This window comes from Erwinia sp. E602 (assembly GCF_018141005.1).
Taxonomy (GTDB): domain Bacteria; phylum Pseudomonadota; class Gammaproteobacteria; order Enterobacterales; family Enterobacteriaceae; genus Erwinia.
Window position 1 is genome coordinate 2,922,993 of record NZ_CP046582.1, and the last position, 14,317, is coordinate 2,937,309.

General features: G+C 57.2%; 6 protein-coding genes and 1 pseudogene. 3 read left to right on the forward strand and 4 right to left on the reverse strand.

Annotation, left to right across the window (positions count from 1 at the left end; all coding sequences use genetic code 11):
• Positions 1–8: 8 nt before the first annotated feature.
• A complete protein-coding gene (locus GKQ23_RS14905) occupies positions 9–938 on the forward strand; it encodes a haloacid dehalogenase-like hydrolase (protein ID WP_212408666.1) in 930 nt (309 codons plus the stop codon).
• Between the two features lie 29 nt (positions 939–967).
• Entirely contained in the window at positions 968–2,872 is a 1,905-nt protein-coding gene (locus GKQ23_RS14910) for a hypothetical protein (RefSeq protein WP_212408667.1), read from the forward strand.
• Between the two features lie 114 nt (positions 2,873–2,986).
• Here GKQ23_RS14910 and GKQ23_RS14915 read toward each other — a convergent pair whose 3' ends face one another.
• Complete coding sequence (locus tag GKQ23_RS14915) at positions 2,987–3,379, reverse strand: DUF596 domain-containing protein (protein ID WP_249168416.1); 393 nt, start codon at positions 3,377–3,379, stop codon at positions 2,987–2,989.
• A 224-nt stretch (positions 3,380–3,603) separates the two neighbouring features.
• Positions 3,604–4,146: pseudogene (locus GKQ23_RS14920) on the reverse strand (hemagglutinin repeat-containing protein); the annotation flags it as partial.
• A 297-nt stretch (positions 4,147–4,443) separates the two neighbouring features.
• Here GKQ23_RS14920 and GKQ23_RS24195 point away from each other — a divergent pair.
• Positions 4,444–4,536: a hypothetical protein gene (locus GKQ23_RS24195; RefSeq protein WP_371820218.1), complete on the forward strand. Its 93-nt coding sequence runs from the start codon at positions 4,444–4,446 to the stop codon at positions 4,534–4,536.
• A 204-nt stretch (positions 4,537–4,740) separates the two neighbouring features.
• Here the strand turns inward: GKQ23_RS24195 and GKQ23_RS14925 are convergent, their stop codons facing one another.
• Both GKQ23_RS14925 and GKQ23_RS14930 read right to left on the reverse strand, forming a co-directional pair.
• The gene (locus tag GKQ23_RS14925) at positions 4,741–4,995 is read right to left on the reverse strand and encodes a hypothetical protein (RefSeq protein ID WP_212408669.1); all 255 of its coding nucleotides are present in this window, start codon (positions 4,993–4,995) and stop codon (positions 4,741–4,743) included.
• Positions 4,985–14,311, reverse strand: coding sequence for a hemagglutinin repeat-containing protein (locus tag GKQ23_RS14930; protein WP_212408670.1), 9,327 nt, complete (start codon positions 14,309–14,311; stop codon positions 4,985–4,987). Before GKQ23_RS14930 ends, GKQ23_RS14925 begins: the two co-directional genes overlap by 11 nt.
• Positions 14,312–14,317: the final 6 nt, after the last annotated feature.

Consider the following 14,317-nt stretch of genomic DNA (forward strand, 5'->3'; position numbering starts at 1 on the left):
AAACTGTCATGACGAACAAACGCTTACTGGACTGCTGTGCTTCTGATTATATGTCGATGGATAAAAAAGCGCTTTTGTATGCTATCCGTGCCAGTGAAGGCCGGGTAATGGTGAGTGAAACCATTGCAATAACTCAGCCACTGCTCAACGACGTGACAAATGCGGAACTGGCTGCATCACAAGGCGCGGATATCTTACTGATTAACATGTTTGATCTTGAAAACCCTCAGATCCGCGGGCTTCCTGCAAACATTGCACCACCGCAAATACTGCGTGAACTACAACGCCTGACGGGGCGTCTCATTGGCGTAAATCTTGAGGCGGTTGATCCTGAGTTTGCCGTTGCTCATGACAATATCTGGAAAATGAAACCGGGACGCGCCGCAACAGTAGAAAATGCGCGTAAGTTAGTTGATATGGGTGTGAAATTTCTGGTGCTGACCGGCAATCCCAATAATGGCGTCAGCAATCACGCTCTGGGAATGGCTGTCAGAGATATTCGCGATGCGGTTAAAGAAAGCGCTGTTATCATCGCCGGAAAAATGCACGGCGCGGGGATCGTACAGGAAAGCGGCAATCGCATTATTAACGAAGAGGACGTGATCGGGTTCGCCTCCCAGGGGGCTGATGTTGTTTTACTTCCGGCACCGGGTACGGTGCCCGGAATGAGCCAGCAGCGCGTCGCATCGCTTATTGATGCTGCGCACAGCCAGGGCGCACTGGTAATGACAGCGATTGGTACATCACAGGAGGGGGCAGATATCAACACCATTCGTCAGATAGCGCTGATGAGCAAAATGGCAGGAGCCGATCTGCATCATATTGGCGACACGGGTTATATGGGGGTGGCATTGCCAGAAAACATTCTGGCATACAGTATCGCGATCCGCGGGGTAAGGCATACCTATGCCCGCATTGGTCGGTCAATTAATCGCTAACAGAGTAATAATTAAAAGGGAGGATAATTATGTTCCATAAATGCATCAGCAAACCAGATATAATAAAATCACATAAAACAGAGGGGGATGAAAAGGAGAATAAAAACAGCCTCCTTCGGAATTTAAATATAGTAAATAATAACATTGCTAAAATATTGATAGTTGGCTACTCCCCTACCGGCGGAGGGCATACCGCACGAACACTGAACGTCGTTGAACATGCGCTGCAAAGAGGGTCTTTGCCTGCTGGTAGTCAGGTCTATTTTCATGTACCTCCTCGCTGGGAAGGGACACCAAGACCCGCATTACTGGAGATATTAGCCAAGACACTTTTATCAAATGGCATTAGCGTAATACTCGCAGAGTCGGACAAACCCGTTTATGGATATCTGGATGAAAAAACAGGTTCCTCAAACGATCCCGAGATTTTGAAACGAATTGCGCTACATCCATTACGCGATAAAGAAAAGATTGGAAAGAATGCCTTTTTAAATAAATATTTCCCTTGTCAACTCCCTCCACAGAAAAGTTCTTTTAAAAATTACACTCCAGGGGATGATTTTGAAAATTTACCGAGAATATCCGCTTTCACCATGATGGAAAACATCATCAGGATGAATGATCAAAAAAAAGACAATATATGGGTATTGTCAGATATGGATCCAGGCCTGCAGAAAGCCGCTCACAAAAATTGCATTCCTCGTAAGCACAGAGTTGATCAGCAGAACCATGCAATTTTATTAAAGGAAAATGATATCAATTCGAATTTACTTTTGGCTAATGCCGTGCTATCAAAAGTTTTGGATGCCCGCGGAGCGGGTATATCACATATCGCACTCGGCGGAAAAAACACGCTTATCGATGCATGGAAAACTGCAACGAAATTGGGTGTTGATGAAAAAACCCCTTCAGATGACCGAAAATCAATAATTAATAAAATCATTTACCCGTTTGCTAAATCACCTGATGATTCACCTTGTGATATTGTTAACGGCTGTGTATTGAAAGGTCATGGCGTAGACTCACCTAAAGCTATTGAAAAGGTGATTTACACCTACGCCCATAAAAAAACGAACATCATAGCAGAACATGTGAAAAAGCAGTTAAAAACAAAGCACCTTGATTATCTGGACAAACTGTTTATTTTTTGCGGGAAAAATGCCATTCCTGGGTACAATGCAATGCACCTGGCTTATCTGACGGATGCTGATGGCATCACAACGGCTGGGGCAGGAACCAGCGGAGAGTTCGCATACCTGCACAGGAAAGGTGGCGCTAAATCCAGCCTCTTAATTTTGCCCATTGAAAATCACAATGAACAAGAGGCCATTGCAGACACTTTGCACCTTGAGTTCCCGGAACATATATTGCGCATAGTTTCGGCTGAACCGATTGAATACGGAAAAAAAATTGATGAAGTCGTCAGAAGAAAAAGCATAAATCAATCTGGTACAAAACATGATTCAGGACAATTAATGAAAGCTATTAGTTCTCCCGGGAGCTATGTTGAACAAACTCATGACATTTTATTCTCCCATGCCGACATGAGTGAGCAAATGATAAATTTCTGGAAGATTCAGCGAAAGATGTACCACCATCAGGATATGAAAGCAACCAGGCTTTATCTTAAGCTTTACTTCCAACTTACAACCTATCTTTCTATGGATAACATACACTTTCCTGTGGAGATTTTTTTCAAAAAAGATGCCCCTCCTGCAATAACGTTTGATGATTTACTGGGGGTTAATAGATTATTCAGTAATAATACCGAGATGAAAAAACTCATCAACATGTCATCTGAAAAGGCTGTATATGATCTCCCATTATTTAATGAGGTTAAGTGCCTGATGACCAGAAATAAGTTTCCTCTATCTGAGGATGCCATTAGCCATTTAAATGAGAAATTCGGTCATTACATGACTACCGGTTTTTAGCCTGCCTGGTCATTATGCCTGCGGCTAAAGACGTCGAACAGGATCTTACAGGGCTCGCTTACTCCCGGATTAAATCCCTCTGCGACGTTTTATCTGGCAAAGAGCGGGATTCATTTAAGTCCAAATCTCTGTGCCATCCGGGGTTAACCAGACCACGCCGGCAGGTGAGTTAGCCAGAAACCACATGCCGACCTGATCCAGTTCGTCGTCTTCGTCTACAGAGGGATACGGCGGCCAGGCCTGCTGTATTAGTGTGATTTGCTGCTCAACGGAGCCGGGCAAAAATACGCCTTCCGCGGCTAGCTTTATTTTCCCGGTACTGAGCAACGCGGTTAGCAGCACGAAAAACGCGTGTTTTCTGAACAGGTAATTATCAGGCAATTCAACGCATTCAACGCATTCAACGCATTCAACGCATTCAACGCAGATATGTTGCCATATCGTCCCCATCGATAATCCATAAGCACTTTCTGTCACGGAAGCGCAGAGTTCAGTGATGTTTTTCATTATTTTCCTTTAACCTCACATCTTCGTGCCACATTGACCGAGCGCAGTTAATAACTGATAGTATTTCACAGTTCAACATCATCCCGGGTTCGATTCTGCTCCGCCGGTTGCGTCTGAACACGCTGCGCCGGGCCTGCGGGATGATTTCGGCGCACAATCATCTATATCCAACTGATTTTATTCAGGTAATTTCAGGGAAACAGAAGTAAGCGGAGCATCGGTAACTGGCTGGTTCCCCCCGCCAGCAGCGCGTTTTCCATATTGCCGCCAAACTGGCTGCCGATGCTGCCGCCGCTGCTCAGGCCCACGCCCTGATGTTCCGACTTCACGTCGGCCCTGTTGTGGATATCGCTCCAGCCCAGCGTGCCGGTGGTCAGGCTGTTTTTATCCGCCGTGGCGGTGGAGCTGATGACGGAGCCGTCCAGCTGCGTATGCTTACCAACGTTAACGTTAAAGCCGCCTTCACCGGCAAACAGCCCGCTCTGCTCCCGCACCGAGTCGTAGTTGCTGTGGATTTTATCGCGGCTGGCGCTGACGCTGCCCGATGCGACGCTATAACCGGCTCCCGCGCTGGCGTTCTGCTGCCTGCTGTCGTAGCGGTCGCCGTCCTGCTCTGAAGCAATGGTCAGGTTGCCGCCAGCGTCAGCCACAATCGCTTTCCCGCTGGCCTGCGCCCCCTTCAGCGTCGTGTCGCCGCCGCTGATGATAACCAGATTATTGCCCGCGGTAACGGTGGTCTCAGTATGGGTCAGGCCGTTGCCGTGTTCGCGGACGGAGGGAACCTCAGTAAAGAGACCCAGGAGCCCGGAAGATAAGTACGCTACCGCCATCGCTCCCGTTTTAAGAAGAACGCTATATGAGTGGAATGCAGGTTGTGCCTTGCCGGCTTTATATTTAACCCGGCTGGCTCAAGGGTTATCGGAGCATGATGATACCGGATTTTGAAATCTGACTGAGGTAGTAATGTGCTGATTATACTGTATTTAAGTGGATATTAGTTTCATGCTTCAACCGCAATAGTCTGCACCCTGAGCTATATCCGCGATGCGGCAACGTCTGAGCCGCTGCCGGCTATCACCCTGTGGGGGCGCTGGCTGAGGGAGGCGGGGTTTGAGATGGCACGCGGGTTAACGTCCGGGTCTCGCCCGGCTGCCTGATCCTGACCGCGCAGGAGCCACAGCCGGACCAGGAGCCGGAAGTTTTGGCGACGCTACGCCGGGCCTGCGGGAAGCTTTCAGCCCGCAAGCAGCGGCAGATTACCGAATTTATTCAGGTGATTCCGGGGGGACAGAAGCGGGTGGAGCAGCGGTAACTGGCTGGTTGTGAAGTAAAATCCCGGCTCGGTGGCCGGGATTGATCGTTTACTTAGGTTGATCTTTTTTGCTACTTCGCTCTTGCAGCCTGATTTTTATCCAGAGTCCAATGGCTAAGCCCAGTCCTCCTGCATATCCAGACTCGAAAAAAGATGAAAAAACATCACTCAAAAAGAATGAAAAACATCCTATTTTGAAATACACAATTAATGATGCAAGAAATACAGACACAGCATCAAGCCATAAAAACAAAAGCATACATTGAAGTATAAGCCTGACTAAAAGTATAAAATTAGCGATCATTTTTCTTATCCTTTACATCAAGAGTTTCTTTTACTACTCCACTCGTTTTTTCATTGACATAGCTTCCTCCTATCGCACCAGTGATATCAGAAGCTTTATCTTGGATAACTTTAGAGGCTGAATTTTTTATTAATTTCCCAGCCCCAGATCCAGCTATTGTACCAACTCCAGCCCCAATGACAGAATTAGTTGGATCTTCTCCCTTAATCCCACTACCTATAGCAGCCCCACCCATATTTATTCCGGCTGATGCGCCAATTCCTTTACCCGTGGTCGCCGCTGAGGTGATACCGGCCATAATCACGTCAACATAGCTGAACGGGTCGTTCCCGCTGAGCTGTGACACGGTATTAACACCCGCACCTATCGCCGCGTTAACCGCCATCCCTTCTCTAATGGTATTTCCCAGCACGCTGCCGCCAAATAACAGCGGCGCGTCGCCGATACTGGCGTTTGATTTATGGTAGCCCCAGGTATTCATTATTGTCTGCGCTTTCGCCATCGCCTCAGAGTCAGGGCTACGTTTTATATAATCCTGTCCCGACAGCAACCCCTTAACCAGTTCCTGCGAGACGGCTGAGCCATATTCTTTCTCCATTTCAGCGGCATAAACTCGCAGATAACCCGCCAGCTCAGCCCGCTCAGCGCTGTTCATCTGTGAAGGGTCTTTGGTGAATTTTGACACCAGCGCATCGCTGCGTTTGTCTGCGTTCTCCAGCTTTATCAGCTCGTTAGCAGCGGCCAGGGACTTATCCCCCTGTTTGATTTTCTCCACGGCTTTGTCGAGTTTGTCTGAGGATGTGGCCCCCAGGAAATTATTCTCAACCGTCGTTTTCCCCGCCTGCGCCCCAGCGACCGCGTCCGCCGTGCCGTTACCCGCCAGGCCGCCCGCCAGACCCGCCGCGACCGTGGCCAGCGCCGAGACCGTCTGCCTCTCGCTCTCGCTCAGCTCGTCCGGGTTCTTACCATACATCTCCTGCGCCAGGATGCCAACCGCTTCTCCCGTCACCGCACCCGCCGCGCCCGCCAGCACGCTGTTACCCTGCACCGCCGCCAGCACCGCGTTCACCACCGCGTGCGCGGCCAGTTTGCCTTTCGCGTCCAGCCCGCTCTGATGGCCGATAACTTCTGCGATATACGGCGCGGAGCCGCCCGCGATGGCCTTCGCGATATCGCCGCCCGCCAGCCCCTGCACCACCGCCGTCGCCGCCTGAACCGCGCGCTGCGCCCAGCCGCCGGTGCCCATGCCGGAGGCGTTCATCGCCCGGTCGAAGAACGTCTTGTACGCCTGGTCGCCGATGTCTTTTGCCGTGGCGGTTTTACCCGGGTTCGACTTCTGCCAGTCGGCCTCCGCTTTCTCCCGCTCCGTCTCTGAGAGGTTTTTCAGCTTCTCCGTCGCCTCACGCGTGGCGTTAATCGTGCCCTGGGTGCGCACGATATCCGCCGCCTGGCTCCCTATCTCCGCAATAAGCTGCGCCTGCTGTAACCGCTTCTGCTCCTTCTCCTTGTTAAATATCGGCCCGATGCTGCCGTTAGCACCCTCAGCGTCACGGCTCAGCTGAGAAACATCCTGCTTCTGGGCATCCCCGTCGCGGATGGTGATACTGCCCGCACTCACCGCCGCTTTGGTGGCGCCTTCCGCGCTGTCTTTGTGGTTTACCCCCGCCAGCAGCGCGTTTTCCATATTGCCGCCAAACTGGCTGCCGATGCTGCCGCCGCTGCTCAGGCCCACGCCCTGATGTTCCGACTTCACGTCGGCCCTGTTGTGGATATCGCTCCAGCCCAGCGTGCCGGTGGTCAGGCTGTTTTTATCCGCCGTGGCGGTGGAGCTGATGACGGAGCCGTCCAGCTGCGTATGCTTACCGACGTTAACGTTAAAGCCGCCTTCACCGGCAAACAGCCCGCTCTGCTCCCGTACCGAGTCGTAGTTGCTGTGGATTTTATCGCGGCTGGCGCTGACGTTGCCCGATGCGCCGCCCGCGCCCAGGGTATAACCGGCTCCCGCGCTGGCGTTCTGCTGCCTGCTGTCGTAGCGGTCGCTGTCCTGCTCTGAAGCAATGGTCAGGTTGCCGCCAGCGTCAGCCACAATCGCTTTCCCGCTGGCCTGCGCCCCCTTCAGCGTCGTGTCGCCGCCGCTGATGATAACCAGATTATTGCCCGCGCTAACGGTGGTCTCAGTATGGGTTACGCTGTTGCCGTGTTCGCTGCCTTTACCGGCATTTACGTTCGCCGAGACGTTGAACCCGGCCCCGCCGGAGCCGGCGGTGACCCCCACGCCAAGGCTGCCGCCCCTGCTGCTGTTTGTCCCTTCACTCTGTTCGCGGTTTTGCGCGGAGGTGAGGTAGATATCATTTTTCGCGTTCAGCGCCACATCGCCACCGGCGTCAACCTGGCTGCCGTTGATGCTGATATTGCCGTTATCGCTGGCACCCGCGTTCCCCTGCCCGGTGGCCGTGATGCTGATATTGCCACCGGCGCTGAGGGTGCTGCCCTGCGCGCGGCTGCTGTCGCTGTGGCTTTCGCTTTTCGACGACTGGCTGCCGAGAGAGGCGCTGATGCCGATCGTATCGGTGGCGCCTTTTTCAAATCCTTCGTCGCCAGGTTTTAGCCCGGCAGCCTGATTGCGTGCATCAGCCGCGCCGGTTTTCGCGCTGTCCATCTCCATCGCCTGTTGCGCCTGCACCGCGGCAAGCCCGGTTTTGGTTGCCTGCAATCCGGCCAGGCGGCTGTCGCTCTCCTTACGGGCGGCCTGCGCGGCGGTGACGGCCGTGTTGATGGCCCCACCCGCCGCGCCGGAGAGCGCAAGTGTCAGGCCGCTGCTTTTCTGTTCAAAGCGTTCATCACGGGTACGCTGGTCATGTCCCGGATCGACGGTCACGCTGCTGCCGCTCAGCGTCATATTTTTACCGGCCACCAGATCCGCACCCGCGACATGTACCGCATCGTTAGCCGTAATGTTCAGGCTGCCATCGCGGCTGCCAATGGTGCTGACGCTCTGGCTCTGGGTGGTGCCCTTCTCGTCAATCTCATGACGGCTGGACTGTTTGCCGATGCTGAAACCAATGCCACCGGTGCCAGACAGCCCGCTTTTTTTCTTCTCCTCCAGCAGGTAATGAGCGTCGGTTTCGGTGGCGGCGCTGATATCAACCCGGTTGCCCGCGCGGATGTTAACATCGTCATCACCCACGACGGCCGAGCCGCTGACCTTGACATCATGTCCGGCAGTAACGGTTACCCTGTTGCCGCTGAGCGTTGATCCCTGCTCACGAGTGACGCGATCCTCCTGCGCAATATGAGTGGTTTTTTTGTTCAGGAAGCCCTTCTTCGTACTCCGGACGTCGCTGGACTGCTCTTCACGTTCGGTCGCGGTATTCAGGATTACGTCCCGCTTCGCCGACACCGCCACCTCGCCACTTTCACTGTGCAGGGTGCTGGCCGTCAGGGTGACATCGCCCGAGGTCGCGTTAAGCAGCACCCCCTCCTGGCCGCTGAAGGTGCTGCCAGTCACGCCATCGCGGTGGGCTTCCAGCGTGCGGCTGGCCTTCGTTTTGCCCTGCCGGGTACTTTCAGCGTCCGCAATTGACGAGGTGATATGTACTTCGCCAATGCTGACCTGGTTTGCCGTAACGCTGACGCTGCCTGAGGTGCTGTCAACCTGTGCGCCCTCCGCCCGGAAGGTATTACCGGCCTGCAGATCCACACCGCCCGCACCGCTGATGCTGCTGAGCTGCTGGCGGGTCTCATCATACTGGTTGCTGACCCGCGTATTGCCGCTCGCGGCGTTGAGCAGGCTGGAGCTGCTGACCTCCTCGGCCAGCAGGTTCATATTGCCCCCGGCGCTGGCCTTCAGTTGCCCGCCGGCAGCGAGCTGGCTGCCCTTAACAGTCAGATCGTTGCCGGCGTTGATGCTGAGCCTGCCGTCGGAGGTGATACTGCTGCCCAGCGCCTGCTGCCACTCCCCGCTGACCGTCGCCAGGCGTGAGCCTGCCTCTTCACGATCGCCCGCCGCACGCCCTCCCAGCGAACCGGATATCACCTCATAGCTGCCGGCATGGCTGCTTCGGGCGCTGCCGATAGTGATGTTATGGGTGGCGTTGATGGCGAGATCCTCTCTGGCCGCCAGCTTCGCGCCCTTCATCGTGATATCGCCGCCGTTGAGGTCAATCTTCCGCGCGCTGACTGCCGCCTGCCGCAGCGCGTTCTGCAGATCGGTACTGATATCGATCAGATTCGCCCGGACCTGCACGGCATCGGCGCGAATGTCACCGCCCTGATGATGGAATTGGCCGGCGGTGACCTCCAGCGCCCCGTCGGCAAACAGATTACCCGCATTGTTAATGCTCTCTGCCGACAGCTTCAGCTCGCCGCCGCCAATTAACGCGCCATCGCCGGTCAGCCGCAGCGTACCGGGGGCCAGATAGACTTTCGGCACCAGCACCGTCTGTGGCCCCGCTGCGGTCTGCACCGTTTCACTCACCAGCCAGACGATATCCTGCTGCAGCGCGGCAATCTGCGCCGGGGTCAGCGCCACGCCGGTTGTCAGTTGCAGATCGCTGGCCGCCTGCGCGCCGCTGTTCATCAGCGCCTGATACTGCGCCATCGCGTCCTCGCCGTGCAGCGAAGGCCGCCCGGTCAGGTTCAGCAGCTGTTCACGCACCACCCGCTGCTCATAGAAGCCGTCGCCAAGGCGCTTGTGCACGGCAGCCGGATCGTAACCCACCCGCTGCAGCAGATAGTCGCTGCTGATAAATTTGCCGCGGTCGGCAAAGCGCGGATCGGTCACCACCAGATACGGGCTTTCCGGCCCGGGGCGCTGATGGAACAGGCCGTTATCCGGAATATGGCTGGCGACCTTCTCCGCCTGCTGCTGCGCGGTCAGCGACGGGTCGGTTTCACCCGGACGCTGCTCGCCCGCCTGCACCTGTGTGGCCAGCGGGTTACGTTCCCGCTCTTCGCGCGCCGCCTGTGCGGCCTGCTGCGCCGCCTCGGTAAGGCTGGTCTGCGCCTGGCCAACGGTGGTGTTGCTAATGCTGACGGCGGTAATGGTGGTGTTGCGATTACCGCTGATGATGCCGTCAATCGTGCTGAGCGCGGTGGTCTCATCGCGATCGAACTCAGGATGCCAGTGCACGGTGTCTTTATCGTAGTGATCGACGATGTGCTCCTGGCGCCGTTCGTTAACCGAGTAGCCGATATTTTTCACTTCACCGCCACCGCTGACGGCCAGATCGCCATTAGCACCGATCGTGCTGGCATCGTTTAGCAATTCGTTACGGATAGTTAAAGACATACTGCCGCCGGCCAGAATGCGGGCAGCGCTCCCCTCGGAAACCAGCCTGTCGCGGAGGACTTTGCCGCTGGCACTGCGTTCGCGCAGGTTGTTGTAATCGGTCACCTGCGGCGCGTTGAAGATGTCGAGGTGGCGCTGCGGATCCCACTGCTCGATTTTCCCCTGATTAAATTCACGCCAGAAGGTGTTGTGATAAGGGGTGGGCACGTCATCCTGGTGGCTGCCGCGCGTGGCGTAGAAGGTCATGTCAAAGCCCCCCTCAGCCCCCGGCTTCAGCGCCAGATAGTTCACCCACAGCTCAATTTCCCTGCCGTGATTGTTCTTAACCCGCACCTTCGCGCGTTTGTTATCCGCATCGATATCGAGGATGGTGCCATAGCGGCTGCTGTTAACCGCTGAATCATCCCGGTACGGAATATGCTGCGTCACCGGAGCCATGGTGTTTTTATCGCGGTTGACCCCGGACTTGTAGGACCGCCAGTAGTAGTTGTAACGGTGCCAGCGGTAATCCTCCTCTTCCGCTTCCCGTTCGATTTCCAGGCCGATACGGCGGTTCTCCAGCCGGGCAGCGTTGAAGGCAACGTTGCCATCCGCCTCAATGGTGGCGGCAAGGTTCTCAATCAGATCGCCGCTGCGCAGCTGCAGATCGCCCGCGCTGTAGATCAGCGCGTCGTCACGGTTGGTCAGTCGCTGGCGGGCGGTGAGATCGGTGCGTTCGGTTGCGGCGATCAGCGCCTGGCTGCCGTGATTGTCGAGGGTGCCAGTGGTTACCGCAATGCGATCGCCGGTTAAGGTGGCGCGGTTGTCCAGCCGGTCGCTGGCTATCTGCAGGTTGTCGGCCTCAATCCGGCCGTCATTCTGCAGCAGACCGGTGGTAAGCTGCAGCGTTTTTCCGACCAGGCTGCCGCTGTTGTTCAGGCCGTTGCTGGTGAGCTGCAGATCGCCGGGCAGCAGCCACTGTGCCAGGTTGGTTAATATCCCGGCCACGCTCAGCGTCACCCTGCCGTTGCTGGTCAGCGTGTCGCCCGTGCGATGGGTGTAGTCGCCGCCCAGTGCCAGCGTCAGCGCCCGGCCGCCGGTGAGTGAACCGCCGGTATTATTCAGTGCGCGCAGCGTAGCATTCAGGGTGCCGCCGCTCTCAATGGTGCCGCGCTGATTCAGGAGTTCAGCCACGCCCGGGGCAGCATCTGCCGTGGAAAGCGCACGGTCAGCGGCGGATAGCGCGGCTGCGCTGTGATCCGCTGCCCTGGCCTCATCAGCCTTAGCCAGACCCTGCAGTGTGACATCGCCCTCTGCCAGCAGCCGACCCTCGCGGTTATCCAGCCGGTCGCTGGCGATGTTCAGCGAACTGCTGCTGTAGATCTGACCTTCACGGTTGGCCAGGCCGGTTGCCGCAATCACCGCCGCCAGACGGCTGGTGAGATGCCCCTGGCGGTTATCAAGATCCTGCGCCTGCAGCTGCAGGCTGCCGTCTGCCGTCAGCTGCCCGTTACGGTTATCCAGCGTCCGGGCGGCGAGCAGCTTAAGCTCGCTGCCACCATAAACCTCGCCGTGGCGGTTATCGATGTTGCCGGCGTTAACGCTTATCACGCCGTTCGCTTTCAGCTGCCCGCTGCGGTTATCCAGCTCGCTCAGCTTGAGTGTGGCATCACCGCTGCTCAGCACGCTGCCGTTGCGATTTTCCAGCCGTCCTGCCTCCAGCGTCACTATCTGCTGGCCGCCGATCCAGCCGTCATTGTTGTTCACATTACCCGTATGCAGCCGCACCGCCTGCTGGCCGAACAGGCGGCCGTTGCGGTTGTCCAGAGTACCGCCGCCATTCAGCGTCAGCTCGCCGGCCTGCAGCGTGCCACCCTGGTTATCCGTGTCGCCGTCAATATCAAGCCGGAGATGCTCAACGGCCAGCAGCTTGCCGCCCGCGTTATTCAGCCCTTGCGCCGTCAGCTGCAGGTTCTCTGCCATCACCTGCGCATCGCGGTTATCCCATACGCCTGCGGTGCTCAGACCCAGCGTGCCGCCGCTGATGATTTTTCCCTGCTGATTATTGATGCCGTCACGGGCATTCATCGTCAGCGATCCCTGGCTGGTCAGAGTGCCGTTGACGTTACTGATGCTACCGGCATCCAGCGCCAGCGCGCCGTTGCTGCCGAGCAAGCCGCCATCATTACCGATCGGGCCGTCAGTCTGCCAGCGCTGCGCCTGCTCCCCCAGCGCCACCAGACGTCCGTTGGTATTGTTCAGAGATGCCGCCTGCAGGCTGAGGTCCTGCGCTTCAATGCTGCCGCTGCGGTTATCCAGCGCGCCGGTCAGCTGAAAGCGGCTGAGGGCATCACCGGTCTGCGTCCAGACGCCGCCCTCAGCCCACAGATCGTTGCCGGTAATCTGCCAGCTTCCCGCGCTGACTGAAGCGTTCTGTGCCGCAATATCACCGGAGGTGGTCAGCCACAGCTGGCCGACGTCGAGGGTCGCGCCGGCCAGTGAGACGGCAGCCGGTGCAGCGTCTGCCGGAGACTGTTGCCGGTCTGCCTGCTGATGATTGCCTGTCTGAGGGGGATTATTCGCCAGCCGGGCTGCAGGGGTCTGCTGCGGTTTTTCGGTCAGAGTGGCCGATCCGCGGCGTTTCGCTCTTTCTGTCCGCCTGTCCGTGTCTGAGCTTTGCAGTATCGCGCGTCCGGCTGCCAGCCGGCTGCCGCTCAGGTCGACCCGGCTGCCGCTGACAGTGACGTCTCCCCGACTTAACAGCCTGCCACCGGCACGAACCGTACCTTTACTCTTCAGGATCAGATCCGCCTTATGCACCAGCGAACTGTTGATATCGCTACCCGCCAGCAGATTTCCCCGGCTGTCGATGCCCTGCGCAGCCTGCAGCGACACGTCCCCGGCCGCAGCCAGTGTACCGGACTGGCGAAGATGTCCGCTGGTGCTGCTGACCTGCAGTTTTCCTCCCGTATAGAGGGTGCCGTGCTGTTCAATATCGTCGCGAGCCTGCAGGCGAATATCGCCACCGGCCTGGGTATGCGCATTATCCTGCCACACCAGCCGCCCGTTGCTGCTGACGGTCAGCGTTTTGTCCGCCTGCAGCTGGCCGCCACGGTTGCGCACGCCAACGCCCGCTTCGGTAGCGATCATACGGATCGCCCCGCTGTACATGCCGCCCATCTGGCCCATATCGATGGCCAGTTCCGCTGGCCCACTCTCCCCCGCCAGCGGCTGAATAACCGAGCCATCGGCGCTGATGCGGTTGCGCCCGGCCACCACCGTGGCCTCACGGGTGGCGCGAATGCTGCCGTTAATCTTCACCGTGCGCGCCAGCAGCTCAACGTAAGCCGTGTCGTTACGGGCATTATCATTCAGCCCGCCGCCCGCCACCTCAATCCGTCCGCGCTCCACCTGCCAGCCCGCCAGGCTACCGTCCTGGTTCCACTGCGGTCTGCCGGTGCTCAGCGTCATACGCCCGGCGTTGATGGTGCCGCATCCGTCGCACAGCAGCCCGGCCGGGTTGGCGACAATTACCTGCGCCTTACCGCCCGCCACCTCAAGATAACCTCTCAGCTGGCTGGGGTTACTGCTGTTGACCTCGTTGAGGATCACCCGCGCCGGAGCACGCCCGTTCAGGTTCGGATTGCCCTGAACCATGCCTGCCAGCTGCGTCTGCGTCATGGTCGCTGAGTTGTTAAGGATCGCCCCGCGTTTATCCACATCAAACTGCTGGTACTGATTGTGCGACAGCCCGGCCTGGTTTGGCGCGCTGATATTGACCTGCGGCAGGCCGTTCTGCGTATCGATCACCTGCGGCTGCTGGCTGGCGGGGGCACGCCCGTCGGCGACAATACCTGCCGCCAGCACCGGCGTGGCGCTGACGGCCAGCCCGACCAGCAGCGCCAGCGGACGCAGCGCGACCCACCGCCTGCGGCCGCCATTGCGCCCCTGGGCGGGCGGCGTGCCGCAGCCGCGCGCCAGCTCGGATACCACCTGCAGTTCACCGCGTGTGCGGTTGACGATATGACGATAACAGCGCTTGTTCATGATTTT

Bases quoted from the DNA above. Each gene is read 5' to 3' on its own strand.
- GKQ23_RS14930 (WP_212408670.1), bottom strand. From the start codon at position 14,311: ATGAACAAGCGCTGTTATCGTCATATCGTCAACCGCACACGCGGTGAA.
- GKQ23_RS14905 (WP_212408666.1), top strand. From the start codon at position 9: ATGACGAACAAACGCTTACTGGACTGCTGTGCTTCTGATTATATGTCG.
- GKQ23_RS14910 (WP_212408667.1), top strand. From the start codon at position 968: ATGTTCCATAAATGCATCAGCAAACCAGATATAATAAAATCACATAAA.
- GKQ23_RS14925 (WP_212408669.1), bottom strand. From the start codon at position 4,995: ATGATCGCTAATTTTATACTTTTAGTCAGGCTTATACTTCAATGTATG.
- GKQ23_RS14915 (WP_249168416.1), bottom strand. From the start codon at position 3,379: ATGAAAAACATCACTGAACTCTGCGCTTCCGTGACAGAAAGTGCTTAT.